This window comes from Bradyrhizobium sp. HKCCYLRH3097 (genome assembly GCF_051167875.1).
GTDB lineage: Bacteria > Pseudomonadota > Alphaproteobacteria > Rhizobiales > Xanthobacteraceae > Bradyrhizobium.
Genome location: NZ_JBNPTX010000005.1, coordinates 41,310 through 67,063, shown reverse-complemented (window position 1 = coordinate 67,063; position 25,754 = coordinate 41,310). Strand labels below are relative to the sequence as shown.

The 25,754-nt window shown below is 65.4% G+C and carries 21 protein-coding genes; 14 read left to right on the top strand and 7 right to left on the bottom strand.

Going from position 1 to position 25,754, the window contains the following annotated elements:
- Positions 1 to 49: 49 nt before the first annotated feature.
- The 5 genes from ACQR0U_RS14165 (at position 50) to ACQR0U_RS14145 (ending at position 5,950) form a co-directional block, all read left to right on the top strand.
- The gene (locus tag ACQR0U_RS14165; RefSeq protein ID WP_434872179.1) at positions 50 to 1,372 is read left to right on the top strand and encodes an ABC transporter substrate-binding protein; all 1,323 of its coding nucleotides are present in this window, start codon (positions 50 to 52) and stop codon (positions 1,370 to 1,372) included.
- A gap of 270 nt (positions 1,373 to 1,642) precedes the next feature.
- Entirely contained in the window at positions 1,643 to 2,596 is a 954-nt protein-coding gene (locus ACQR0U_RS14160) for a carbohydrate ABC transporter permease (protein WP_316203790.1), read from the top strand.
- A complete protein-coding gene (locus tag ACQR0U_RS14155) occupies positions 2,593 to 3,501 on the top strand; it encodes a carbohydrate ABC transporter permease (RefSeq protein ID WP_315714455.1) in 909 nt (302 codons plus the stop codon). The genes ACQR0U_RS14160 and ACQR0U_RS14155 overlap by 4 nt, the downstream gene beginning before the upstream one ends.
- A gap of 220 nt (positions 3,502 to 3,721) precedes the next feature.
- Positions 3,722 to 4,705 (top strand): D-erythronate dehydrogenase, encoded by a 984-nt coding sequence (gene denD, locus ACQR0U_RS14150; protein WP_434872178.1) that lies wholly within the window; start codon positions 3,722 to 3,724, stop codon positions 4,703 to 4,705.
- Positions 4,706 to 4,780: 75 nt separating this feature from the next.
- The gene (locus ACQR0U_RS14145) at positions 4,781 to 5,950 is read left to right on the top strand and encodes an acetyl-CoA acetyltransferase (RefSeq protein ID WP_315749736.1); all 1,170 of its coding nucleotides are present in this window, start codon (positions 4,781 to 4,783) and stop codon (positions 5,948 to 5,950) included.
- 116 nt (positions 5,951 to 6,066) lie between these two features.
- Here ACQR0U_RS14145 and ACQR0U_RS14140 read toward each other — a convergent pair whose 3' ends face one another.
- Positions 6,067 to 7,296: an LON peptidase substrate-binding domain-containing protein gene (locus ACQR0U_RS14140; protein ID WP_434843374.1), complete on the bottom strand. Its 1,230-nt coding sequence runs from the start codon at positions 7,294 to 7,296 to the stop codon at positions 6,067 to 6,069.
- 238 nt (positions 7,297 to 7,534) lie between these two features.
- Between ACQR0U_RS14140 and ACQR0U_RS14135 the strand changes: the two genes are divergently transcribed.
- Positions 7,535 to 8,089 carry a GNAT family N-acetyltransferase gene (locus tag ACQR0U_RS14135; protein ID WP_434843373.1) on the top strand — a complete coding sequence of 185 codons (555 nt, stop codon included), beginning with the start codon at positions 7,535 to 7,537 and terminating at the stop codon, positions 8,087 to 8,089.
- A gap of 214 nt (positions 8,090 to 8,303) precedes the next feature.
- Here ACQR0U_RS14135 and ACQR0U_RS14130 read toward each other — a convergent pair whose 3' ends face one another.
- The gene (locus ACQR0U_RS14130) at positions 8,304 to 8,867 is read right to left on the bottom strand and encodes a DinB family protein (RefSeq protein WP_315827391.1); all 564 of its coding nucleotides are present in this window, start codon (positions 8,865 to 8,867) and stop codon (positions 8,304 to 8,306) included.
- Between the two features lie 678 nt (positions 8,868 to 9,545).
- On the bottom strand, positions 9,546 to 9,971 hold the full coding sequence (locus ACQR0U_RS14125) for a GFA family protein (RefSeq protein WP_315749742.1): 426 nt from the start codon (positions 9,969 to 9,971) through the stop codon (positions 9,546 to 9,548).
- 256 nt (positions 9,972 to 10,227) lie between these two features.
- Here ACQR0U_RS14125 and ACQR0U_RS14120 point away from each other — a divergent pair, with 256 nt between their 5' ends.
- The 4 genes from ACQR0U_RS14120 to ACQR0U_RS14105 all read left to right on the top strand — a co-directional run bounded on the left by ACQR0U_RS14120 (position 10,228) and on the right by ACQR0U_RS14105 (position 14,278).
- Positions 10,228 to 11,433 (top strand): CaiB/BaiF CoA transferase family protein, encoded by a 1,206-nt coding sequence (locus ACQR0U_RS14120; protein ID WP_315749743.1) that lies wholly within the window; start codon positions 10,228 to 10,230, stop codon positions 11,431 to 11,433.
- A 4-nt stretch (positions 11,434 to 11,437) separates the two neighbouring features.
- On the top strand, positions 11,438 to 12,604 hold the full coding sequence (locus ACQR0U_RS14115) for an acyl-CoA dehydrogenase family protein (protein WP_315749745.1): 1,167 nt from the start codon (positions 11,438 to 11,440) through the stop codon (positions 12,602 to 12,604).
- 184 nt (positions 12,605 to 12,788) lie between these two features.
- The gene (locus ACQR0U_RS14110) at positions 12,789 to 13,925 is read left to right on the top strand and encodes a thiolase family protein (RefSeq protein WP_315749747.1); all 1,137 of its coding nucleotides are present in this window, start codon (positions 12,789 to 12,791) and stop codon (positions 13,923 to 13,925) included.
- Positions 13,922 to 14,278: a Zn-ribbon domain-containing OB-fold protein gene (locus tag ACQR0U_RS14105; RefSeq protein ID WP_316164608.1), complete on the top strand. Its 357-nt coding sequence runs from the start codon at positions 13,922 to 13,924 to the stop codon at positions 14,276 to 14,278. The genes ACQR0U_RS14110 and ACQR0U_RS14105 overlap by 4 nt, the downstream gene beginning before the upstream one ends.
- Before the next feature lie 675 nt (positions 14,279 to 14,953).
- Here the strand turns inward: ACQR0U_RS14105 and glsA are convergent.
- The gene (glsA, locus tag ACQR0U_RS14100) at positions 14,954 to 16,813 is read right to left on the bottom strand and encodes a glutaminase A (RefSeq protein ID WP_316164609.1); all 1,860 of its coding nucleotides are present in this window, start codon (positions 16,811 to 16,813) and stop codon (positions 14,954 to 14,956) included.
- Between the two features lie 384 nt (positions 16,814 to 17,197).
- On the opposite strand from glsA, the gene ACQR0U_RS14095 reads away from it, so the two are divergent.
- A complete protein-coding gene (locus ACQR0U_RS14095) occupies positions 17,198 to 18,184 on the top strand; it encodes an IclR family transcriptional regulator (RefSeq protein WP_316164610.1) in 987 nt (328 codons plus the stop codon).
- Positions 18,114 to 19,673 carry an acyl-CoA carboxylase subunit beta gene (locus tag ACQR0U_RS14090; protein ID WP_315749753.1) on the top strand — a complete coding sequence of 520 codons (1,560 nt, stop codon included), beginning with the start codon at positions 18,114 to 18,116 and terminating at the stop codon, positions 19,671 to 19,673. Before ACQR0U_RS14095 ends, ACQR0U_RS14090 begins: the two co-directional genes overlap by 71 nt.
- A 2-nt stretch (positions 19,674 to 19,675) precedes the next feature.
- Here the strand turns inward: ACQR0U_RS14090 and ACQR0U_RS14085 are convergent, their stop codons facing one another.
- From ACQR0U_RS14085 to ACQR0U_RS14075, 3 genes are all read right to left on the bottom strand, one after another.
- Complete coding sequence (locus tag ACQR0U_RS14085; protein ID WP_316172009.1) at positions 19,676 to 20,959, bottom strand: MFS transporter; 1,284 nt, start codon at positions 20,957 to 20,959, stop codon at positions 19,676 to 19,678.
- Between the two features lie 86 nt (positions 20,960 to 21,045).
- Positions 21,046 to 22,221 carry a thiolase family protein gene (locus ACQR0U_RS14080; RefSeq protein ID WP_316172008.1) on the bottom strand — a complete coding sequence of 392 codons (1,176 nt, stop codon included), beginning with the start codon at positions 22,219 to 22,221 and terminating at the stop codon, positions 21,046 to 21,048.
- A 138-nt stretch (positions 22,222 to 22,359) separates the two neighbouring features.
- Positions 22,360 to 23,130: an enoyl-CoA hydratase gene (locus tag ACQR0U_RS14075; RefSeq protein WP_316225320.1), complete on the bottom strand. Its 771-nt coding sequence runs from the start codon at positions 23,128 to 23,130 to the stop codon at positions 22,360 to 22,362.
- Between the two features lie 154 nt (positions 23,131 to 23,284).
- Between ACQR0U_RS14075 and ACQR0U_RS14070 the strand changes: the two genes are divergently transcribed.
- Together ACQR0U_RS14070 and ACQR0U_RS14065 are read left to right on the top strand one after the other, a co-directional pair.
- The gene (locus ACQR0U_RS14070) at positions 23,285 to 23,941 is read left to right on the top strand and encodes a TetR/AcrR family transcriptional regulator (protein ID WP_316192704.1); all 657 of its coding nucleotides are present in this window, start codon (positions 23,285 to 23,287) and stop codon (positions 23,939 to 23,941) included.
- Positions 23,942 to 24,127: 186 nt separating this feature from the next.
- Positions 24,128 to 25,624 (top strand): CoA-acylating methylmalonate-semialdehyde dehydrogenase, encoded by a 1,497-nt coding sequence (locus ACQR0U_RS14065; RefSeq protein ID WP_316225321.1) that lies wholly within the window; start codon positions 24,128 to 24,130, stop codon positions 25,622 to 25,624.
- The last annotated feature ends 130 nt before the right edge of the window (positions 25,625 to 25,754 follow it).

Here is a 25,754-nt window from a genome sequence, read left to right as displayed (position 1 = left end):
CGACACAACAAACAAAACAAGCAAAATACTCAACGGGAGAAAACTTCAGATGGCTCATTTCCCCACCGATCGACGGTCTCTGCTCAAGGGCGGCGCGACCTTGCTGGCGGCTGCCGCGACCATGTCGGCCGACGAACTGCTCGGCTACGCCAAGGCCTGGGCGCAGACCTCGCCCTGGAAGCCGGAGCCCGGCGCTAAGGTCAACATGATGCGCTGGAAGCGTTTCGTCGAGGCCGAGGACGTTGCCTTCATGAAGATCGTCGACGCCTTCCAGAAGGCCAACAACGTCACCATCAACGTCTCCAACGAATCCTATGACGACGTCCAGCCCAAGGCCTCGGTCGCGGCCAATACGGGGCAGGGGCTCGACATGGTGTGGGGCCTCTACACGCTGCCCTTCCTGTTCTCCAACAAGTGCGTCGACATGACCGACGTCGCCGATTACCTCGGCAAGAAGTGCGGCGGCTGGACCGACTCGGGCAAGGCCTATGGCATGCTCGACGGCAAGTGGATCGGCATTCCCGTGGCGGCCACCGGCGGTCTCATCAACTACCGCGTCTCGGCGGCTGAAAAGGCCGGCTTCAAGGAGTTCCCGAAGGATCTCGCGGGAATGTCCGAGTTCTTCAAGGCCATGAACAAGAACGGCACCCCGGGCGGCATGGCGCTCGGCCACGCCTCGGGTGACGCCAATGGCTGGGTGCACTGGGCGCTGTGGGCGCACGGCGGCAATTTGATCGACAAGGACAACAAGGTCGTCATCAACTCGCCGGAGACCGCCAAGGCGCTCGAATACGTCAAGGGCCTGTACGACAATTTCGTGCCGGGCACCGCGTCGTGGAACGACTCGTCCAACAACAAGGCGTTCCTCGCCGGCCAGCTCTACGCGACGGTCAACGGCATCTCGATCTACGTGACCGCCAAGAAGGAGGCGCCGCAGATTGCCGAGGACATGAACCACGCGCATCTGCCGCCCGGCCTCGACGGCAAGACCCGCGAGATGCATCTGGGCTTCCCGATCCTGGTGTTCAACTTCTCGAAGTATCCGCAGACCTGCAAGGCGTTCACCGCCTTCATGCTGGAGCCGGAGCAGTTCAATCCGTGGATCGAGGCGGCGCAGGGCTACCTGTCGCACTTCCTCAAGGCCTATGACGCCAACCCGATCTGGACCGTCGATCCGAAGAACACGCCGTATCGCGACGTCGCGGCGACCGCGACCACGCCGGCCGGCGTCGGCAAGCTCGGCGAGGCCGCTGCGGCCGCGATCGCCGACTTCGTCCTGGTCGACATGTTCGCGAACTACTGCACGGGCCGCGAGGACGTGAAGACGGCGATGGCGAGCGCCGAGCGCTCCGCCAAGCGCATCTTCCGCTGAGGTGGACAACCGCCGGTGCGTCAGAGCAGACCGGTGGTTACCAAGACGCAGGTGAGCAGGGCGCAACGCGCCATGCTCACCGTCATTGCGAGCGCAGCGACGTGTCCGCCATAGCCCGACGGGCGACGGCGGAAGCAATCCAGGGCCGAACGTTGGACGCTGGATTGCTTCGTCGCTTCGCTCCTCGCAATGACGGAGTAACTCTATCCGTCCCGAACGCCGGTGGGCGCGCGTCGCTCACCCCACGGTTCGAAGGGAGCTGCTGGATAAATGAGTACCATTCAGACCTCGTTGCCGCGAGGCGCCGCCGTCGGCGAGCCCTCGGCATGGGTGCGCATCAAGACCAACCGCAACGTGATCGCGCTGTGGTTCATGCTGCCCGCGGCGGCTTTCCTGATCCTGTTCCTGGCCTATCCGCTGGGGCTCGGCGTCTGGATGAGCTTCACCGACGAGAAGATCGGCCGCAGCGGCGTCTTCGTCGGTCTGGAGAACTACGAATGGCTGTGGGACGATTCGATCTTCTGGCTGTCGGTGTTCAACACGCTGCTCTACACGATCGTGGCGAGCGCCATCAAATTCGCCATCGGGCTCTATCTCGCGCTGCTGTTGAACCGGCACATGCCGTTCAAGGCGATGATCCGCGCCATCGTGCTGATCCCCTTCATCGTGCCCACCGTGCTGTCGGCGATCGCGTTCTGGTGGATCTACGATTCCCAGTTCTCGATCATCTCCTGGTCGCTGATCAAGCTCGGAATCATCACGCAGAACATCAACTTTCTCGGCGACACCAACTGGGCGCGCGCCTCCGTCATCATCGCCAATATCTGGCGCGGCGTGCCGTTCGTCGCGATCACCTTGCTGGCCGGCCTGCAGACCGTGTCGCCCTCGCTCTATGAGGCCGCCACGCTCGACGGCGCCACCAGCTGGCAGCGCTTCCGCTTCATCACCTATCCGCTGCTGACGCCGATCATCGCGGTCGTCATGACGTTCTCGGTGCTGTTCACCTTTACCGACTTCCAATTGATCTGGGCACTCACCCGTGGCGGCCCCGTCAACGCCACGCACCTGATGGCGACCTTGAGCTATCAGCGCGGCATCATCTCCGGACGGCTCGGCGAGGGCGCCGCGATCGCCACCGCGATGATCCCGTTCCTGATGGCGGCGATCGCGATCTCCTGGTTCGGCATGCAACGGCGCAAATGGCAGCAAGGATCCGACCAATGACCGACACCACGCTGCACGCCAAGGCGCCCACCACGGCCGGCACCGACGAATCCGAGGGCATGAGCTACCTCGAGTCGCTGCCGCGCCGGCTGATCACGCTGTATCTGCCGCTCGGCATCATCCTCGTGGTGCTGCTGTTCCCGTTCTACTGGATGGGACTGACGTCGATCAAACCGGACGAGCAGCTGATCGACATGGAGAAGTACAATCCGTTCTGGGTGGTGCATCCGACCTTCAAGCACATCTCCAAGCTGCTGTTCGAGACGCAGTATCCGCGCTGGCTGTGGAACACGATGTATGTCGCGGTTGGCGCCACCACGCTGTCGATCTTCGCCTCCGTGCTCGCGGCGTATGCGATCGTGCGGTTGCGCTTCAAGGGCGCCGATACCGTCGGCGTGCTGATCTTCTTCGCCTATCTGGTGCCGCCGTCGATCCTGTTCATCCCGCTGGCCTCGGTGATCCAGGCCTATGGGCTGTTCGACTCGCCGTTGTCCTTGATCCTGGTCTATCCGACGCTGCTCATCCCGTTCTCGACCTGGCTGCTGATGGGCTACTTCAAGACCATCCCGTTCGAGCTCGAGGAATGCGCGCTGATCGACGGCGCCAGCCGCTGGCAGATCCTGGTGAAGATCGTGGTGCCGCTCGCCGTGCCCGGCCTGATCTCGGCCTTCATCTTCTCGTTCACCCTGTGCTGGAACGAGTTCATCTACGCGCTGACCTTCCTGCAGTCGACGCCGAACAAGACCGTGCCGGTCGCGATCGTCAACGAGTTCGTCGACGGCGACATCTACAAATGGGGATCGCTGATGGCCGGCGCCCTGGTCGGCTCGCTGCCGCTGGTCATTCTTTACGCCTTCTTCGTCGAGCATTATGTGTCGGCCATGACCGGCGCGGTGAAGGAGTAGGCGGCTTTGTCCGTGAGCCGGGTCAAGGCGTCGCTTGCTGCTCACGCGGATCTCAACTCCCGTCATTGCGAGGAGCGAAGCGACGAAGCAATCCAGAGCCATTCCGATGACTCTGGATTGCTTCCGCCGTCGCCTTTCGGGCTATGGCGGACAACTCGCTTCGCTCGCAATGACGAACGTTGAGACCACGCCCAATCGTTGCATTTGAAGGAGCATACCCTTGCATATTCTCGTTCTCGGCGCCGCCGGCATGGTCGGACGCAAGCTGGTCGAGCGGCTCGTGCGCGACGGCCGCCTCGGCGACAAGGCCATCACTCGCATGACGCTGCAGGACATCGTCGCGCCGGCGAAGCCCGACACGTCCATCGCCGTCGACACCATCGCCGGCGATTTCGCCGTGCCCGGCTTCGCCGAGAAGCTGGTCGCCGACCGTCCCGACGTGATCTTCCATCTCGCTGCAATCGTCTCCGGCGAGGCTGAGCTCGATTTCGACAAGGGCTACCGCATCAATCTCGACGGCACGCGGATGCTGTTCGACGCCGTCAGGCTGATCGGCGACGGCTACAAGCCGCGGCTGGTCTTCACCTCGTCGATCGCGGTGTTCGGCGCGCCGTTCCCCGAGGCCATCGGCGACGAGTTCGTCAATGCGCCGCTGCTCAGCTACGGCACTCAGAAGGCGATCGGTGAGCTCCTGCTGGCTGATTACAGCCGCCGCGGCTTCTTCGACGGCGTCGGCATCCGCTTGCCGACCATCTGCATCCGCCCCGGCGCGCCCAACAAGGCCGCCTCCGGCTTCTTCTCCAACATCCTGCGCGAGCCCTTGGCCGGCAAGGAGGCCGTGCTGCCGGTGTCGGAGGACGTCCGCCACTGGCACGCCACGCCGCGCTCGGCGGTCGGCTTCCTCCTGCATGCCGCAACCATGGACACGGCCAAGATCGGCCCACGCCGGAACCTGACCATGCCCGGCCTGTCGGCGACGGTTGGCGAGCAGATCGCAGCCCTGCGCCGCGTGGCAGGCGACAAGGTGGCGGATCGCATCAAGCGGGAGCCGGATCCCTTCATCATCGGCATCGTCGCCGGCTGGCCGCGGAATTTCGAGGCCAAGCGGGCTCGCGAACTCGGCTTCACCACCGAGGAAAAGATCTTCGACGACATCATCCGGATTCACATTGAGGATGAGCTCGGTGGCAAGTTCGTGGCCTGAGACGGCCGCCAGCCTCTGGACTCACATGGCGCAAAGCGCCATTTGAGGGGCAGGGAGACATTCGGGAGAGAGAGCATGACCGCCAGCATCGTCGGATGGGCGCATACGCCGTTCGGGAAGTTCGACGCCGAGACCGTCGAGAGCCTCGTCGTCAAGGTCGCCAATGAGGCGATCGCCGACGCCGGCATCTCGGCCGGTGACGTCGACGAGATCGTGCTCGGCCATTTCAACGCCGGCTTCTCGCCCCAGGATTTCACCGCATCGCTGGTGCTGCAGGCCGATCCGGCGCTGCGCTTCAAGCCGGCGACCCGGGTCGAGAACGCCTGCGCCACGGGCTCGGCCGCCGTGCACCAGGGCATCCGCGCCATCGCCGCCGGCGCCGCGAAAATCGTGCTGGTCGTGGGCGTCGAGCAGATGACGCGCACACCGGGCCCGGAGATCGGCAAGAACCTGCTCAAGGCGTCCTACCTGCCGGAGGACGGCGACACCGTCGGCGGCTTCGCCGGTGTGTTCGGCAAGATCGCGCAGGGCTATTTCCAGAAATACGGCGACCAGTCCGACGCGCTGGCGCTGATCGCCGCCAAGAACCACAGGAACGGCGTCGCCAATCCCTATGCTCAGATGCGCAAGGATTTCGGCTTCGAGTTCTGCCGCTCCGAGAGCGAGAAGAATCCTTACGTCGCCGGCCCCCTGAAGCGCACCGACTGCTCGCTGGTGTCCGACGGCGCCGCCGCTCTGGTGCTGACCGACAGCGAGACCGCGAAGTCCTTCGCCAAGGCAGTGAACGTGCGCGCGACCGCGCATGCGCAGGATTTCCTGCCGATGTCCAAGCGCGACATCCTCGCCTTCGAGGGCTGCACCGTGGCCTGGCAGCGCGCGCTGGAGAAAGCCGGCGTCACGCTGTCCGATCTCTCCTTCGTCGAGACCCATGACTGCTTCACGGTCGCCGAGCTGATCGAGTACGAGGCGATGGGCCTGACGCCGCGGGGGCAGGGGGCCCGCGCCATCAAGGAGGGCTGGACGCTCAAGGACGGCAAGCTGCCGGTCAATCCGTCCGGCGGCCTGAAGGCCAAGGGCCACCCGATCGGCGCCACCGGCGTCTCCATGCACGTGATGACCGCCATGCAGCTCACCGGCTCCGCGCCCGAGGGCATGCAGCTCCCCAATGCCAAGCTCGGCGGCATCTTCAACATGGGCGGTGCGGCCGTGGCCAACTACGTCTCGATCCTGGAGCCGGCGAAGTAGGGCTGCGCTTTAAGAGAGGCTCCATCCGCCGTCATTGCGAGCGGAGCGAAGCAATCCAGTGCCGAGCACACGACTCTGGATTGCTTCGTCGCTTCGCTCCTCGCAATGACTGCGGCTCACGCCTCCTCCTTCCCGACGCCGTCGGCCACCGCCTTGGCGGCGCGCACCATTGTCACGCCATGCTCGGCGAGGAGCCGCGCAGCAGGGCTGCGCGGCTCCGGGAAAATCGCGAGCAGCGTGTTGGCGCCGGTGACGACGGGGTAGCCGACCTCCGGGGCGGCGAGCGCGGCGCGGTCATTGACGCGCAGGAAGGCGGCCGTCGGTTGTGCGAGTTCTCCGTCGTCGGCTTCTACCGGACGGAACTCGGTGTCGAGATAGGCCGTGGCCTTCGCCTGCAGGTCCGTCAGACTGGCGCGGCAGTTGCGCATCACCGCCGCAGCGCTGTCATCCTCGGTCAGCGCCAGCAGCAGGTGTTCGAGCGTGGCGTAGCGGTGACGGCGCTTTCGTGCATGCGCGACGGCACGCTGCCGGGTCGCCTGCAGCGCGGCCGAGACCGGTCGTGCCGTCCGGTCAAACAGCGCCTCCACGAGCTCCAATCGCCTGACCGGATCCAGGACGGCGAGCAGCTCATACTTCTGTCCGAGCGGTAGCCGAATCTCCGCGGCAATGGCGTCGGCGACCCTGCCGGGATGGCGGTCCCGGCCGAAAGGTGGCCAATTGTCGGGCAGACGGATGTTGCGGACGGCAGCGTAGCGCTCGAACCGCGTGACGGCGCGCAGGATCAGATCAGGCGCATCGGCGGTTGCCTCCTCGGAGATGTCCGAAACGTCAGCCTCGAAGGCGTCGCCTTCGTTGCTGAACTTCCTGAGCAGAATCCGCTGGCCGATGCGCACCTGCACCTTGAGCGTGCCATCGGGCAGCGGCGTGAGCTCGTTGAGCTCGGCGCGCGCGCCGATCTCGTGCAGATCGTCGAAACTGGGATCGTCGACCGCGCTCTGCTTTTGCAGGACGATCACGACCTCGCTCTGCCTGGCAAAGGCGTCGTTGAGCGCGCTCACGGTCTTGGCTCGACCGACGAACAGCGGGTAGGTGGCGCCGGGAAACGGCACGAGGTCGCGCAACGGAATGGCCGGACGCCGCGTTGTTGCGGCTTGGATCGTCGGTGGCCGCGCCGCCGCGATGCGGTCGCCGCTCTTGATCAGCGCCGACAGCGTGTTCCAATCGGCGAGGCCAAACATCCGGGAGACAAGCTCCAGGCTCTGGCTATGGCTGATGGAGATGGACTTGGTGTTCAGGGAGTCGCGCAGGGTCTGCGCCATGACCTTGGCATCGCGAAAATCGCGCATCGCTTGATCCTCTGCAGGAGCGAACCAGGCATGTCAGGTGGCTGCGTTGCTGACCCGGTCGCTCGGGCAAAGGGGGAGGCCAAAAAGGGCTCGATACGTTCACCATTCCCTGGGAAGGGCGCAACCGGCAGGTCGTATCAACCTACCGACAGGTTGACGCAGGCCGATGCGGCTGTCAATCGTCGATTGGTGTCCGATGGGCTGCAGGCGGCTCTCGCATGTCGGAGCGCGGCCAATCATGATCATCTCCACCGACCGTCTGACACTGCGCGCATGGCGCGATGAGGATCGTGCGCCGTTTGCGGCGATGTCGGCCGATCCGGCCGTGATGCAATATCTGCGCGCGCTGCCGACGCGGCAGGACTGCGATCGGTGGATCGATTTCCAAATCGCGCATCACGCCGAACACGGCTTCGGCTTTTGGGTCGTCGAATCCCGCGCCACCGGTGCCTTCCTCGGCGCCACCGGACTATTCAGGGTCCTCTTCGACGCCCCGTTCACGCCGGCGGTCGAGATCGGCTGGCGACTGGCGCGTCAGGCGTGGCGGCAGGGGATTGCGACGGAGGCGGCGCGGGCGTCGCTCACGTTCGGCTTCGATGAGCTCGGCCTCCACGAGATCATCGCCTATGCCGCGCCGGCCAATCAGGCGTCACAGAACGTCATGCGCAAGCTCGGCATGATCAGGAACGAGGCGTCGGATTTCGATCATCCGCGAGTCGAGGCGGACAGCCCGTTGCGCCGGCAGGTGATGTACCGGCTTCCGCGCGAGGTGTGGGCCAATGCCTCGTGCTGATCTCTCCTCCCAGTCATTCCGGGGCATTCGCGCGCAAAATGGCGAAGCCATTTTGAAGCAGCGCGAATGAGCCCGGAATCCATAACCACAGGACGAGGTGTGTCGAAGGCAGGCGCCACGAGCATCTCGCGCCCGACGGCCGGTTTTGGCTATGGATTCCGGGCTCGCGCTGCGCGCGCCCCGGAATGACGGAGGGAGGGAAGCCACGCGTGTATCAGCTCCGCCACACCTTTTCCTCGCTGAACCCCAGCTCGGCGAAATCCTTCGCCCGCAAGCTTGAATCATCCGCAGGGAAAAACTCGTCGAGCTGCGGCGGCTTGACGCTGGTGCTCGACAGCATGGCATGCGCCTGGCCGCGGTGATGGATGTCGTGTTGGAACAGGTGCAGCAGCAGCCGGTCGCAGCGCTCGTTCTGCACCCGGCTCTCGCGGTTGATGCGGACGGTGTCGTCGAGCCGCGCCGGCGTCAGCGCCTCGCAGAATGCAATCAGCCGGCGGTCCATCGCGCCCTGCGCCTTCGCAAGATCTGCGAGGCGCGGGAACGGCACCTCGTTCTGCCACGCCATCGGGCCGAGCCAGCCGCCTTCCAGCGCGTCGATGTAGAATAGGTCGATGATGTAGATGTGGTTCAGCGTCCGCTGCAGGCTGGGGAAAAAGCCCGTGCGCTCGGCAGCGAAATCCTCGGCGCTGAGCTGGCCGCAGGCGGTCAGCAGCCGGTGATTGGCCCAGGCATTGTTGTAGGCGAACGCGCGGAAGGTCTGGACGAGATCGGCGGGCATTGATCAGGGCACCCCGTGATGGCTCGCCGCAGATCATACGGAACTCCGTGCTCCCTTCACCATCCATTTCCGCGGGCCGGAGCGCATCATCCCCATGCGCTTTTGCGGAACTCTGCCGGGATCGGCCAAGCGGCGAATTTCGCCAGCGCCTTCAAGCTGATTTGGCCTGTCCAGTCCCCTGGTCAAAAATATTCATGTTTCGCTTTTCCAGAAAATATGCTTCACTCGCCTCATCCTGCTTCGCCACGAGGGGCGCTTCGCGATCGTCACGAACGTTGAGGCAGGGAGGCGGTGGCCGCGACGTGTCGCAGCGTAGCTTGTCTGCGCGGACGAACGGCATGGCGCGGACGTGAAGTCGCGTGGTCCCGGCATCCCGACGCTGATGCCAAGTTCGCGGGGCATGATGATCCCCAAGGACGACGGTGGCCAAAAGCTGGCGCACCGAGGAGAGCGCGAAATAAGCGTGAAAACCATCGCGCAGGGAAGGCCGGGTCGGTCCGGCTGAACCTGTGGTTCTCTCCCCGTGCTTTCTTTCGCACGGGGGCCACGGGTGCCAGTCGGCACCCGGCCTTCCCTGCGCCCTCTGTTTCGAAGGGGGCGGCTTCGATCAGCACAGCTCGGACAGATCCTGTCGCGAGGCCATCGATGCTTGGGTGCTTGCGAAAAGCAGACCTTGTCTCACTCCGGCATCATCTCGCCGGAGCCGCCGAACTCCGCCGGGAAATCCTTCAGCTTCGGCAGGCCATCCCTGATGGGCAGCACCGTCTCCGCGTAGTTGACGTGCACACCGGGCGTGAACTTCAGCGTCGGAATCGTCGCGGCATAGACGTCGATCATGCCGAGCGGCGGGTGGTCGGTCATCAGATGCCCGCCACACTTGGTGCAGTATTTGCGGTGGCTCATGTCGGTCTTGTGATAGCTGCCGATCGCGTCAGCCCCCTTGGTCACCCGCACGTTCGCAGGCTTCCACAGGGTGAAGGCGTTGACCGGACCGGCCGACCAGGAGCGGCAAGACGAACAGTGGCAATAGCCCATCGCCTCCGGCTCGCCATCGGCCTCGATCTCGACCGCGCCGCAGAAGCATTTGCCCTGATAGAGCGTCATGAGTGTTATCCCTCGTGTTTGTTTTGGATGTTGGACCGGCATGCTGACACACCTGAACGCTGAAATGGAATCCTAGAATGCAGCTCGCGGCGGGGAACATCTGGTGCAGCGCGGCGGTCGTCGTCCGTGATCCGCGACACGGAATGTTGCGGCGGGGGATCTGACGCATGGCCCCATACCCGCGCGGCGGCTTGCTAGGGAACATCAGGTGCCGTTAGCTCTGGCGACAACAAGGATCGAGGGAGCCGACGCCACGATGGGACCGCTTGCGGGCATCAAGGTCATCGACATGACCACCGTGCTGATGGGGCCGTATGCCGCCCAGACGCTCGGCGACTACGGCGCCGATGTCATCAAGGTGGAATCGCCGGAAGGAGACGTCACCCGCAAGATCGGCCCGTGGCATCATCCGGGCATGGGGCCGGTCTATCTCAATACCAACCGCAGCAAGCGCGTGATCTGCCTCGACCTCAAGAAGCCCAGGGGACGCGAGGCCGCGCTGCGGCTCATCAAGGACGCCGACGTCCTGCTCTACAACATCCGGCCGCAGGCGATGGCGCGGCTGAACCTCGGCTATGACGTGGTCTCCGCGCTCAATCCGCGGCTGGTCTATGCCGGTGTGTTCGGCTTCGGCCAGGATGGTCCCTATGCGGCCAAACCGGCCTATGACGACCTGATCCAGGGCGGGGCGGCGCTGTCGCATCTGATGGCGGTCGCCGGTGACGGCACGCCGCGTTATGTGCCCAATGCGCTGGTCGACCGCATCGTCGGCCTGACGGCGGTCGGTGCCATCTGCGCCAGCCTCGTGCACCGTGACCGCACCGGGCGCGGCCAGCGCCTGGACGTGCCGATGTTCGAGACCATGTCGGCCTTCATCATGGGCGACCACATGGGCGGGCTCACCTACCAGCCCCCGCTCGACAAGGGCGGCTATGCGCGGCATTTGTCGCCCGACCGCAGGCCCTACAAGACCGCCGACGGCCATATCTGCGTGATCGTCTACAACGACAAGCAATGGGACGCGTTCTTCACCGCGTCCGGCCGCACCGACCTGCGCGCGGATGACAGGTTCAACAGCTTTGCCCGGCGTGCCGCCAACATCGATTTCGTCTATGCCGAGCTCGCGCGCATCTTTCAGACGCGCACCACGGCCGAATGGACCGATCTGCTGGATGCCGCCGATGTGCCGGTCATGCCGATGCACGACCTCGAAAGCCTGCTGAACGATCCGCACCTCGTGGCGACCGATTTCTTTCCCGTGGTCGAACATCCGACCGAAGGTCCGATCCGCAGCACCCGCGTGTCCGCGACCTGGTCCGAGACCAAGGCCGAGCCGCTGCGTCTGGCGGCACGGCCGAACGAGCATGGCGCGGTTATCCTGCACGAGCTTGGTTTCTCGGACGAGGAGATCGCCGCGATGATCCGCGACGGCGTGACGACGCCGGCGCCTGCCAGGGAGTGAGACGATGGATTTCGCGCTCTCCGCCAACCAGGAATCGATCCGCGATGCGGTGGCCAAAATCTGTGCTCGCTTCGACGATGCCTACTGGCTGAAGAAGGACAAGGAGGGCGGTTTTCCCGCCGACTTCCACAGGGCCTTGGCCGAGGCTGGCTGGCTCGGCATCTGCATCCCGGAGGCGTATGGCGGCTCCGGGCTCGGCATTCTCGATGCTGCGATCATGATGCGCACCATCGCCGAATCCGGCGCCGGCATGTCCGGTGCCTCGGCGATCCACATGAACGTGTTCGGGCTCAATCCGGTCGTCGTGTTCGGGACCAAAGAGCAGTGTGCGCGGATGCTGCCGGGCATCGTCGATGGCAGCGAGAAGGCCTGCTTCGCCGTGACCGAGCCGAACACCGGCCTCAACACCACCCAGCTCAAGACGCGTGCCGTGCGCAAGGGCGACCGCTACATCGTCAACGGCCAGAAGGTGTGGATCTCGACCGCGCAGGTCGCCGAGAAGATCCTGCTGCTGGCGCGCACGACGCCGCTGGAGGAGGTGAAGCGCCCGACCCATGGGCTCAGCCTGTTCTACACCGATTTCGACCGCAGCCGGATCAAGGTGCACGAGATCGAGAAGATGGGCCGCAAGCCGGTCGACTCCAATGAGCTGTTCTTCGAGGATGTCGAGATTCCGGTCGAGGATCGCCTGGGCGAGGAGGGGCGCGGCTTCGACTACATCCTGCACGGCATGAATCCGGAGCGTATCCTGATTGCCGCCGAAGCCGTCGGGCTCGGTCATCTCGCACTGTCGCGCGCGTCGGCCTATGCGAAGGTGCGCAACGTGTTCAATCGCCCAATCGGCCAGAACCAGGGCATCCAGCATCCCCTGGCGAAGAACTGGATGGAGCTGGAGGCCGCGTGGCTGATGGTGCTGCAGGCCGGCTGGCAGTACGACCAGGGCCGGCCTTGCGGCCCGGCGGCGAACGCCGCGAAATATCTCGCCGCCGAAGCCGGCTTCCACGCCTGCGAGCAGGCGGTGATGACCCATGGCGGCTTCGGCTATGCGCGCGAGTATCACGTCGAGCGCTATTTGCGGGAATCCCTGATCCCCCGCATCGCCCCGATCAGCCCGCAACTGATCCTCAGCTTCATCGCTGAGAAGGTCCTCGGTTTGCCGAAGTCGTATTGAGATGGGTTCTGACTGAGATGATGAACGCAATCGTGATGGACGCACAATGCCTGCATTCCCGCCCCCCTTGTGGGGGAGGGGCAGGGAGGGGGGTACCCCACGAAGGCTCGTCGTGCGGCCATCCCCACCCCCGACCCCGCCCCACAAGGGGGAGGGGAGCGCAGCGGCGCTCGTGGTGGGGACCATGACCTACATCACCGGCACCGGGCTTACCTCGTTCGGCAGGCATGACGGCCGCTCGTCGCTCGACCTGATGAGCATGGCGGCGCAGCTTGCGCTGGATGATGCCGGGCTGACGCGGCGCGACATCGACGGCATCCTGTGCGGCTATTCCACTGTGTCGCCGCACATCATGCTCGCAACCGTGTTCGCCGAGCACTTCGGCATCACACCCTCTTACGCCCATGCGGTGCAGGTCGGCGGCGCCACCGGGCTCGCGATGGTGATGCTCGCGCATCACCTGGTCGAAGCCGGCGTCGTCAGGCACATGCTCGTGGTCGCCGGAGAGAACCGGCTGACCGGGCAGAGCCGCGATGCGTCGATCCAGGCGCTGGCCCAGGTCGGCCATCCCGATTATGAGCTGCCGCTCGGGCCGACCATCCCTGCCTATTACGGCCTCGTCGCCTCGCGCTACATGCACGAATACGGCGTCACCGAGCATGACCTCGCCGAGTTCGCCGTGCTGATGCGGGCGCATGCGCTCGATCATCCCGGCGCGCAATTCCATGAGCCGATCACCATCGCGGACGTCATGGCATCGAAGCCGGTGGCGCGGCCGCTCAAGCTGCTCGACTGCTGTCCGGTGTCCGACGGCGGCGCCGCCATCGTCGTCAGCCGCGAGCCGACCGGAGCGATTGCGGTGCACGTGCGCGGCTGTGCCCAGGCGCATACGCATCAGCACGTCACGGCGGCGCCGGCCCTGAGCGAGCTCGGCGCCGAAATCGCGATCGCGAAGGCGAAGGCAGCAGCGGGTGTAGACATCAAAGACGTCGACTACGCCGCCGTCTATGACAGTTTCACCATCACGCTCTGCATGCTGCTCGAGGATCTCGGCCTCGCCGGCCGCGGCGAGGCGGCGGCGCGGGTCAGGGCCGGTCATTTCAGCCGCGACGGCGCCGTGCCGCTCAACACCCATGGCGGGCTGCTCAGCTACGGTCATTGCGGCGTCGGCGGCGCCATGGCGCATCTGAGCGAAGCGCATCTGCAGATGACGGGGCGCGCCGGACCTCGCCAAGTCCGCGAAGCAGCGCTGGCGCTGCTGCACGGCGATGGCGGCGTGCTGTCGTCGCATGTCAGCATGTTCTGGGAGCGTGTGCGATGAGCGAATCGTCCGACTGGACCAGGGGGGTTGCAGCGATTCGCTTTCAGCGCTGTGCGTGCTGTGCCCACCTGCAGTATTTCCGCCGCGGCTTCTGCGCGGCCTGCGGCTCGCTTGCGCTCACCGATCACGCGGCGACGGGCGAAGGTACCATCTATGCGGCATCATTGGTCTGTCGTGCCGCGACGCCGGAGACGCGCGCGCATGTGCCCTACAACATCGTGCTGGTGGATATGCGCGAGGGCTTTCGCATCATGGCCCATGGCGACCACGAACTTGCGATCGGCGATCTCGTCATGGCCCGCTTCGTCACCTTCGCAGGCGGCATCGTGCCGTACTTCGGGAAAGTCAAATGAAGATGGGGAACAGAACGACGTCTGAAAAGGTCGACCGCGGGCGGCCGAGGCGGGACGATACGCATGAAAAATTCGTCCCGACCCGGATCGCCGCGCGATTGACACAATACTGTTACGCTACGCCTACTAACTCAAACGCAACTCAACTCGGTCGTTCGCGTGAGCAATCAAGCTCACATTCCTACCTACGGGCGATGAAGAAACTGCGACGCAGAACCTCCAGACAGCCCTTCATCGCCCGTAGAACAGGACGCTGGCGATGACGATCATGGACGTCACCGCCAGCATATGCGCGAGTGCCTCCGACGTTGCCCTCTTAGTGGCTTCCTTCATGCCGTTTCCTCCCTGGACACTGGACACGACTCTCCGTGGCGCAAATACACACGCTACGTCGGCTGGAATTTTACTCGGAACACCCCACTTCGACGTTCGCTTCGCGAGTCCCCACTCGGCGTTCATCGACGGTTCAGAACATCGTCGGGTAATGCGGCGTGAATTGGGCTCGCTTATGGTTGTCCTGCGACCGAGTCCCGGTAACGTTTAGGCGAGCCCGTACAAATACGAGTGATGCGAATTATCGACCAGAAGCCGTTAGTTACTGTGAATTACAACCTTGAGTATTTGTTTGCTTCGACCGCGTGCGACGCTTCGATGACTGACTTCGACGCACTGAAATCAGTCTGCCGCGAGCAGGTTGAGCCGCGCATTGGCGACCGTCAGACGCTCGGCCAGCAGTTGCGCCAGATTGCGCATGATGCGCTCGCCGGCTTTCGGATGGCGCACGCGGAAACGCTCGAAATCCACCAGCGAGATCTCGAAAGCGGTGGCGGAGAAATCCGCGACGACGTCGGCGGAGCGCACGGGCTCCAGCAGCGCCATCTCGCCGAAGCATTGCCCCGCCGTCAGCGTCGCCAGCCGGATGCCGTCGGGCAGGGTGACGTGGACGACGCCGGAGCGCAGGAAGAAAAGCGAGGCCGCAGCATCGCCGGCCGCCAGGATGCGTTCGCCCTGTTGATAGTGCCGGATGGTCGCGAGCGCCGCGAGCTCGTGGCGCTCGTCCGCGGAGAGCCCGGCGAGCAGCGGCTGCTCGGCGAGCTCGGTGGTTTCGAGGAAGTCGATCGCCCCGCCATAGCGATAGACGATCTGGTCCTCGGCCCATTCGATCGCGGCGTCGAGCAGGTAGAAGTCGCGGACGTTCCTGATGTCGCCGGTGCGGGCCGCGATCTCCTGCCATTCCGGCGAGCTGCGGCGGATGCCCGACAGCACGACGGTCACGTCGAAGTCGGCGAGCTCGTGAAACAGCTCGGAAAGCAGGCGCACGCCTGCTTGTGTCATCGCGGTGACGCGATGGAGGTCGACGATGACGAATTGCGGTCGCGTGCTCGCCGCAAGCTGGCGCGAGACGTAGTCGACGTTGGAGAGCGACAGCGTGCCGACCAGCTCGAGCACGCGCACCGCGTCCGGATGTGCGGCGAGGATGTTGCGCTCCTGCGCGCGGCGGCTGCGTCGCGACGGGCTGGCGCCGATGTCGTAGTCGGCGATGATCGTGGTGCGCGCATCGTCGGAACGGTTGAGCATGTGCAGGCCGTAATGCGCCGACAGCGCCTCGCAGACCTTGATGCCGCGCACGCTGTTGCCGTGACCGTCGAGCCTGGGCGAATAGCTGCCGAGCCCGAGCCGCGCGGGCAGGCTCGCCAGGATGCCGCCGCCGACGCCGCTCTTGGCGGGAATGCCGACGCGGTAGATCCATTCGCCGGCGAAGTCATACATGCCCGACGAGGTCATCACCGACAGCGTGCGCGACACCGCATAGGGCGTCACCACCTGCTCTCCGGTGACGGGATTGACGCCACGATTGGCGAGCGTGGCCGCCATGATCGCGCAGTCGCGCGCGGTGACGAGCACGGCGCATTGCTGGAAGTAGACCGCGAGCACGTCGTCGACAGGCTCCCTGATGACCTCCGACGTCCGCAGCAGATAGGCGATCGCGCGGTTGCGATCGCCGGTGGCGGCTTCCGACGCGAACACCGCGTCGTCGACATCGAGCTTGCGGCCGGCGAAGCGGCCGAGCGCGTCGCGAATGGTCTCGAAGGCGTCATTCTGACGTGCCTTGCGGATCAGGCCGCTGCACGCGATCGCGCCGGCATTGACCATCGGATTGAACGGGTGGTTCTCCGCATTGAGCCGGATCGAATTGAAGGGATCGCCGGACGGCTCGACGCCGATCACGCGCTCGACCTCGTCGGAGCCGAGCGTATCGAGCGCGAGCGCGAACACGAACGGCTTCGACATCGATTGGATCGTGAACGGCACGCGGCTGTCGCCGACCTCGTAGACGTGGCCGTCCAATGTGGCGAGGCCGATGCCGAAATGCGCCGGGTCGGCCTTGCCGAGCTCGGGGATGTAGTTCGCAACGGTGCCGTCATGATCGGGCCAGAAGTCGGCATGGCAGGCCGACAGGAAGCGCTGCAGCGGCGGCATCGCGGCCGTCGCCCAATGCTGCGGATGTCGGATCGGCCTCGGGTGGGTGGTCATGGCAAGCTCGGCGGGAACAAGGTCTCGCGCCGGTTATGTCGCAGCCGCGACGGCGCAGCCAGCCCACACTTGTCGCAACGCTGGTCAAATGTTGCCGCTGCTCACCGATTGAGCGGGTTTGCGGGCGCGATGACCGTCCCGTGTTGCCATGCGCGAGAGGCGATGCCCATCGAAAGCCGCCGCTGCGGTACCGCGCGTTGGAACCGGCGACGATCGTCCCTCCCGCATCCTGCAGCCGATTGCCTGAGGATGCCGAGTCTTGTGCCAACACGCTGAAGAATGGCGGGTTTTGGAGACGGTCTGCTGTTGTGACGGCAAAACGGCTGGGCTAGCTTGTTCAACAAGCGGAATATCATTCCGCATGACGGAATTGGTGGGAAACGCATGGGACGACGGTCTGAGCGATTGAGCAGGGGCAGCATGCTGCCCGGAGATCTCGCCGGCGAGGGCGAGGTCATTCAGGTGGTGTCGCGGGCGTTCGACGTGCTTCGCTGTTTCGAGGGGCACGAGGCGCGGCTCGGCAATCTCGAAATCTCCAACCGCTGCGGCCTGCCGCGGTCGACGGTGTCGCGGCTGACGCACACGCTGACGCGCATGGGCCAGCTGGTCTACCTGCCGCGCGATCAGAAATACCGCATCGGCCCGAGTGCCGTGGCGATGAGCACGTCGATGACCAGAGGCTTGCAGCTGCGCAATCTGATCCGGCAGCGGCTGCAGGACGTCGCGGAGCAGTTGCCCGGCACCGTCGGCTTCGTGATTCCCGATCGCTTCCACCTCGTCTATCTGGAGTTCGGCCGCGCCGCGAATGCGCTCGGACTGCATGAGACCACCGGCAGCCGCATCTCGATGGCCTCGACCGCGGCCGGTCATGCCTATGTCGCCGCGCTCGAGCCGGAGGTCGGCGACGCCTTGCTGGCCGAGATGGAGCGCGAGATGCCTGACGCGGCCAAGCTGCTGCGGCCACGCCTCGAGCACAACAGACAGTTTCTCAAGGAGCATGGCTACGTCGTGGCCTGCGGCCTGTGGAGTCCGCACATCAATGGCGTCGCGCTGCCGCTGTGGTCGCCGCAATACCAGACCTATGTCGTGCTCACGATCGGGCTGTTGTCGGCGATGTACGACGAGCAGCGGCTGCATGACGAGGTCGCCCAGCCGATGCGCGAGCTCGGCCGCAGCATCGCCGCGCTGCTGCAGGGCGCGGAAGCCGACGTCTTCAACAACCGGATGGACAGAAAACCGCTCCAGGTGAACGCGAAGACTAACCACAAGAACAAGACCATCACCGGGGCAGGGGGAACGAATGAGTTGGCAGCCGGAGCTCGAGGAACTGGCCCGGCGCGAGGCCTTCGCGCGGGAGATGGGCGGGCCTGACAAGGTCAAGCGTCAGCACGACCAGGGCCGTCTCACCGTTCGCGAGCGCATCGACGGCGTCGTCGATCCCGGCAGCTTTCACGAGATCGGCGCGGTCGCCGGCCTCGGCGAGTATGACGAGCAGGGCGAGCTCAAGCACGTCACGCCCGCCAATTGCGTGTTCGGGCGCGCCCGCGTCGACGGCCGCACCGTGGTCGTGGTCGGCGACGATTTCACCGTGCGTGGCGGCTCGGCCGATGCCTCAATCGCCGCCAAGCCGTTGATGGCGGAGGAGATGGCGCACGACTTCCGTCTGCCCATCATCCGTATCATCGAGGGCTCCGGCGGCGGCGGTTCGGTCAAGACGATCGAGACCAAAGGCGCGGCCAATCTGCCCGGCGGCATCGGCGGCAATCGCTGGTACCGCTACACGACCGAGAACATGTCGCTGGTCCCGGTGGTCGCGCTCGGCCTCGGCTCGGTCGCGGGGCTTGGCGCAGCGCGGCTCGCGGCGAGCCACTACTCGGTGATGACCAAGCAGTCGGCGATGTTCGTCGCCGGGCCGCCGGTCGTGAAGCGCCTGGGCCAGGACCTCGGCAAGATGGAGCTCGGTGGCGCCGACATCCAGACCAAGGCCGGCGGCGTCGATCATGCTGTGGACACCGAGGCGGAGGCGTTCGCCTGCGCGCGGCGCTTCCTGTCCTATCTGCCGTCGTCGGTCTACGAGCTGCCGCCGACCTTGCCTTGCACCGACGATCCGCAGCGCGTCGACGAGCAGCTCATCAGCGCGGTGCCGCGGGATCGCCGGCGCGTCTACAAGATGCGGCCGATCATCGAGTCCGTCGTCGACAACGGCTCGTTCTTCGAGGTGGCGCAGAACTATGGCCGTCCGATCATCATCGGCCTCGCGCGGCTCGAGGGCCGCGCGGTGATGGTTCTGGCGAGCGATCCCTATCACTTCGGAGGCTCATGGACGGCGGACGCCTGCCAGAAGGTGATCCGCTGGGTCGACTTCGCCGAGACCTTCCATCTGCCGATCGTCTACCTGATGGATTGCCCCGGCTTCATGGTCGGCCTCGAGGCGGAGAAGGCCGCGACCATCCGCCACGGCGTGCGCGCGATGGCCGCCGTCAACCAGTCGACGGTGCCGTGGTGCACGGTGATCGTGCGCAATAATTTCGGCGTCGCTGGCGTCGTTCATCAGCCGGCCGATCGATTCTCCATCCGCTATGCCTGGCCGTCGGCCCATTGGGGCTCGCTGCCGCTCGAGGGCGGCATCGAGGCGGCGTATCGCGCCGAGATCGACGCCGCGCCGGATCCGAAGGCCAAGCTCAAGGAGATCGAGGAGCGGCTGACCAAGCTGCGCTCGCCGTTCCGCTCGGCCGAGAAGTTCTGGGTCGAGGAGATTATCGATCCCCGCAAGACGCGCGCGCTGCTGTGCGAGTTCGCCCGCCTCGCCGAGCCGCTGCGCACGCCCGGGCCGCCCACGGCGATGACGACGCGGCCGTGAGCTTACGCCGCGGCGGGCTTCGCCTGCCGCGCGATCGCCAGCGCCAGAAGCGCCGCGACGATGCAGAGCGCGCCGGCGGTGAAGAACGCCGGCAGGTAGCTCTGGAGCAGTGTGCGCGACAGGCCGGCGCCGAACGCGGCGGTGCCGGCGCCGAGCTGATGTCCGGCGAACACCCAGCCAAACACCAGGTTGGCCCGCTCGGGCCCAAACCGCTGCGCCGTCAGCCGCACCGTCGGCGGCACGGTGGCGATCCAGTCGAGGCCATAGAACATCGCGAACAGCGACAGGCCATAGAACGAGAAGTCGGTGAACGGAAGGAACAGCAGCGAGAGACCACGCAGGCCGTAGTACCAGAACAGCAGCCAGCGATTGTCGTACCGGTCCGACAGCCAGCCCGAGACGATCGTGCCGACGAAATCGAACATGCCCATCGCGGCGAGCAGGCTCGCCGCCTGCACCTGAGGAATTCCGAAGTCGAGGCACATCGGGATGAGATGCACCTGGACAAGGCCGTTGGTCGAGGCGCCGCAAATGAAGAACGTCGCAAACAGCATCCAGAACACCGGCGCCCGCGAGGCGTCGCGGAGGGTGCCGAGGGCGGCGGCGAGGATCGGCGTGGTGACGGGCGAGGGGGCGGCGATCGGGTCGGTGCCGTTGTCGCCATAGGGCCGGAGGCCGAGATCACTCGGGCGATCGCGCATCAGCAGCAGCACGGCGGTGGCGGAAACGCCGAGCATGATGCAGATCAGCCCGAGCGCGACGCGCCAGCCGAGCCGCTCGGTGAGACTCGCGAGCAGCGGCAGGAACACCAGCTGTCCGGTCGCGACGCTGGCCGTGAGAATGCCGACGACGAGGCCGCGCCGCGCGACGAACCAGCGCGTGGCGATGGTCGCGCCGAGCACCAGCGCGGTCATGCCGGTGCCGATGCCGATCACGACGCCCCACAGCAGCACGAGGTGCCACACCTGTGTCATCGCGAGCGACGCCAGCAGCGCCGACACCACGATCAACTGGGCCAGCAGCGTGATGTTGCGCAGGCCGTAGCGGTTGAGCAGGGCGGCGGCGAACGGCGCCATCAGCCCGAACAGCACGAAGCGGATGGAGAGCGCCGAGGAGATCTCCGCGGTGCTCCAGCCGAATTCCTGCTGGAGGGGCACGATGAACACGCCGGGTGCGCCCACCGTGCCGGCGGACACCAGGGCCGTGAAGAACGTCACGGCGACCATCACCCAGCCGTAATGGATGTTGCGCCGTCCAAGGATCGCTGCAAGTTGGTTCGAGATCATGAGGCTCTCAGTACAATGGGGTTGCGCGCCCATTCTGCCAGGGCGCCCAAATGACATAAATGGCTAAGTTCCCTCGTTTCAGGACATCAGGGTCGCTCCACGGCGATCGCAGTCGCCTCGCCGCCGCCGATGCACAGTGCGGCCACGCCGCGCTTCAGCCCGCGCGCTTTCATCGCATGCAGCAGCGTCACGATCAGCCGCGCGCCGGTGGCGCCGATCGGGTGGCCGAGCGCACAGGCGCCGCCGTTGACGTTCAGCCGGTCACGCGGGATGCCAAGGTCGCGCTGCGCGGCCATGGCAACGACGGCGAAGGCCTCGTTGATCTCGAACAGGTCGACATCCTCGACGCGCCAGCCGACCTTGTCGAGCAGTTTCCTGATCGCCGGAATCGGCGCCGTCGTGAACCATTTCGGCTCCTGGCTGTGGGTGGCGTGGCCCTTGATCTCCGCGATGACAGGCAGCCCGTCGCGATCGGCACGCGACCGCGCGGCGAGCACGAGCGCCGCGGCACCATCCGCGTTCGCGGAGGACGCTGCGGGCGTGATCGTGCCGTCCTTGCGGAACGCCGGGATCTTCACCGGATCGACCTTGAGCGGATGCTCGTCGTTGGCGACCAGGCGCGGGCCGGATTTCTCGACGATCGTGATCGGGGCGATCTCGGCCTTGAACGCCCCGCCTTCGACCGCCTTGCGCGCACGCGTCAGCGTCTCGATGGCGTAGGCATCCTGGTCGGCGCGGGTGAACTGATAGGCCTCGGCCGTGGCCTCGCCGAAATCGCCCATCGAGCGTCCGGTCTCATAGGCGTCCTCCAGGCCATCCAGCATCATGTGATCGAGGATCCGATCGTGGCCAGCACGATAGCCGCCGCGCGCCTTGGTCAGCAGATATGGCGCATTGCTCATGCTCTCCATGCCGCCCGACACGACGATCTCGGCGGAGCCCGCCCGAATGACGTCGTGCGCCAGCATCGCGGCCTTCATTCCGGAGCCGCAGACCTTGTTGATGGTGGTGGCGCCGGTGGCGTCGGGCAGGCCGGAACCGCGCGCGGCCTGCCGTGCCGGAGCCTGGCCCTGGCCGGCCGACAGCACGTTGCCCATGAACACCTCCTGGACCGCATCGGGCGAAACGGTGGCGCGTTCGAGCGCGGATCCGATCACGTGCGCGCCGAGCTTGTTCGCACTCAGCGGCGAGAATTCGCCCATGAAACGGCCCAACGGCGTGCGGGCGGCGGACAGGATCACGACGGAATCGGACGAGGCCATGACAAGGCTTTCTGATGAAATATGATAATCATCATATAATAATCTCTCGCAAGAGGAAACCCCGGCGGTCCCTGCTGAACCGTCGTGAAGCTGGCGCGAGGCTGCCGGGATCTGCGAGGCGAGACTTGGAGAAACTTGCTATCGCTTGCGGTCGATGAAATGTTGCATCAGCCGTTTCGGCTCGTCGGTGAGGAACGACCGTCCGAAGGCGCCGATCGATATCTCGATGGACTCCTTCAGCGGCAGCTCCTCCCATTGCCGCAGCAGAGCCTTCTGCGTCCGCAGCGCTTCGGGACCGCAGGCGAGCAGGGATGCCACGGCCTTCTCGACCGCGATGTCGAGTTCTCCCTCGGCGGCGACGGCATCGACGAGGCCCCAGGCGAGAGCGGTCGGCGCGTCGATCGTCTCGGCGGTCATCAGCAGCCAGCGCGTGCGGCCCCAGCCGATGAGACGTGGCAGCAGCGCGGCATGAATGGCCGAGGGAATGCCGACACGCACCTCGGGCATGCCGAACTTGGCGTCGTGTCCCGCGACACGGATATCGCAGGCCGCTGCGACCTCCAATCCGCCACCCAGACACCACCCCGGCATCCGCGCAATCACGGGGGCAGGAAAATGTCGCACCGCTTCGCAGAGCCCGGCAAGTCGCGAGATGAAGGTTTCCGCTGAAGCCTGGTCCAGCGTTGCCATCTCCTTGATGTCGGCGCCGCCGATCATGCTCTTCCCGCTTTCGCCGGCCAAAACGAGAACGCGAATGGCGGCGTCGGAGGCGAGCGATCGCAGCCCGGCTTCCACGTCGAGAATCGCTGCCGAACCGAGAATGTTGAGCGCGCCTGCATTGCAGATCGTCAGCCGAACGACGCCTTGGCCGTCACGACTCACGCCGCAGTGGGAATTGAGCATGTCCATGGTCGTCCTCGTCGGGTTCCTGGGCAACAGGGGTGTGCCGGGAATAAATCAGGCCAGCGAAGTTGATTTAGATCAACTCGAATTCATCAAATAGCTGCAGCGAGCAGGACGCAGAGCTGTTATAGTATGACCGCAGACATTCAATGGGACGGCAATGCGTTACTCTCCGGAACACAAGGCGGAAACCCACGCGCGGATCGTGCGCAAGGCATCGGTGCGGCTGCGCGAGCGTGGCGCTCATGGTGTCGGGGTTGCAGACCTGATGAAGGAGGCCGGACTGACTCACGGCGGCTTCTACGCGCATTTCGATTCGCGCGAGGCGTTGGTCGTGGAGGCGTTCGGTTATGCGATCGATCGTTCGATGGAGCATTGGCGCAAGCTGCTGGACCAGTTGCCGCCGCAGAAGCGGCTCTCGGCCATCGTCGACGGCTATCTGTCCGCCGGCCATCGCGACGATGTCGGTCACGGCTGCGCGGTTCCTGCGCTCGGAGCGGAAATCGCCCGCGAGAGCGCCAAGACCCGCAAAGCCTTTGCTGCGAAGCTGGAAGAGTTGATCGACCTGTTCGCCGAGTACATCGTCGACGTACCGGCCAAGACTGCGCGAAAGCGGGCTTCGGCGATGCTCGCGACTCTGGCGGGGACGCTCGTGATGGCGCGACTCATGGGCAGCGGCGAATTGTCAGACGATATCCTGAACTCCGGGCGCGAGGTGGCGCTGGCCGTCGCCAGCGGAGGTGGGCCGGCGGGCAGGGCACCTGTGCGGGCACCCGCAAAAAGGCCCGTGAAGAAGGCGGTAGCCGCGAAGCGCTGATCCGTCGCGCGGCTCGGATGCGGGACGCGGCACGCTGCACGCCGCGGGGTCTGCAGTGATCGTGCCGACCGAGCGAAGGGGCGGCATTTTCGCAGCGCCGATCAGCGCTTAGACCCTTCCCAAACGCCGCAAAGACTGCAAGATGCCGGCCAATTCGGCACTGCTTACCCCTGCGGAGGATACCCCATGCGTTCGATCGGTCATTTTATTGGCGGCAAAGAGGTCAAGGGCACGTCTGGACGGACGGCCGATGTCTTCGAGCCCATGACTGGCGACGTTCAGGCCAAGGTCGCGCTGGCGTCCCGCGCCGAGCTCCGGGCCGCGGTCGAGAACGCCAAGGCGGCGCAGCCGGCCTGGGCCGCCACCAATCCGCAGCGCCGCGCGCGCGTCATGATGAAGTTTCTGGAGCTCGCGCAGCGCGATTACGACCAGCTCGCCGAGCTGCTGGCCCGCGAGCACGGCAAGACCGTTCCAGATGCCAAGGGCGACATCCAGCGCGGCCTCGAGGTGGTTGAGTTCGCCTGCGGCATTCCGCATTTGATGAAGGGCGAGTACACCGAAGGTGCCGGTCCGGGCATCGACATCTATTCGATGCGCCAGCCGCTCGGTGTCGTTGCCGGCATCACGCCGTTCAATTTCCCGGCGATGATTCCGATGTGGAAGTTCGCTCCCGCCATCGCCTGCGGCAATGCCTTCATCCTGAAGCCGTCGGAGCGCGATCCGGGCGTGCCGATGAAGCTCGCCGAGCTGATGATCGAGGCCGGTCTGCCGCCGGGCATCCTCAACGTCGTCAACGGCGACAAGGAGGCGGTCGACGCCATCCTCGAGGATCCGGACATCATGGCGATCGGCTTCGTCGGCTCGTCGCCGATCGCGCAGTACATTTATGAGCGCGCCGCCGCCCACGGCAAGCGCTGCCAGTGTTTCGGCGGCGCCAAGAACCACGCCATCGTGATGCCCGACGCCGATCTCGACCAGGCCGTCGATGCGCTGATCGGCGCCGGCTACGGCTCGGCCGGCGAGCGCTGCATGGCGGTGTCGGTTGCGGTGCCCGTCGGCAAGACCACGGCCGACCGGCTGATGGAGAAGCTGATCCCGCGCGTGGAAAGCCTCAAGATCGGCACGTCAGTCGACCCATCGGCCGATTTCGGCCCGCTGGTCACCCGCGAGGCGGTCGAGCGCGTGAAGAACTACGTCGACATCGGCATCAAGGAGGGGGCGACGCTCGCCGTCGACGGCCGCGGCTTCAAGATGCAGGGCTACGAGAACGGCTTCTACATGGGAGGCTGTCTGTTCGACAACGTCACCAAGGACATGCGGATCTACAAGGAGGAGATCTTCGGGCCGGTGCTGTCGGTCGTTCGTGCCAAGGACTATGCTGAGGCGCTGGCGCTGCCGTCGGAGCATGATTACGGCAACGGTGTCGCGATCTTCACCCGCGACGGCGACGCCGCGCGCGACTTCGCGGCCAAGGTCAATGTCGGCATGGTCGGCATCAACGTGCCGATCCCGGTGCCGATCGCCTACTACACCTTCGGCGGCTGGAAGAAGTCCGGCTTCGGCGATCTCAACCAGCACGGCCCGGATTCGATCCGCTTCTACACCAAGACCAAGACGGTTACCTCGCGCTGGCCGTCCGGCGTCAAGGAAGGCGCGGAATTCTCGATCCCGCTGATGAAGTGATGAGATGAACTGACAACAGTGGGAGCCCGCTAGGGCTCCCACTCCGTCATCGCGAGGAGCGAAGCGGCGAAGCAACCCAGGCTGCCTCCGCGGAAGGACTCTGGATTGCTTCACTTCGCTCGCAATGACG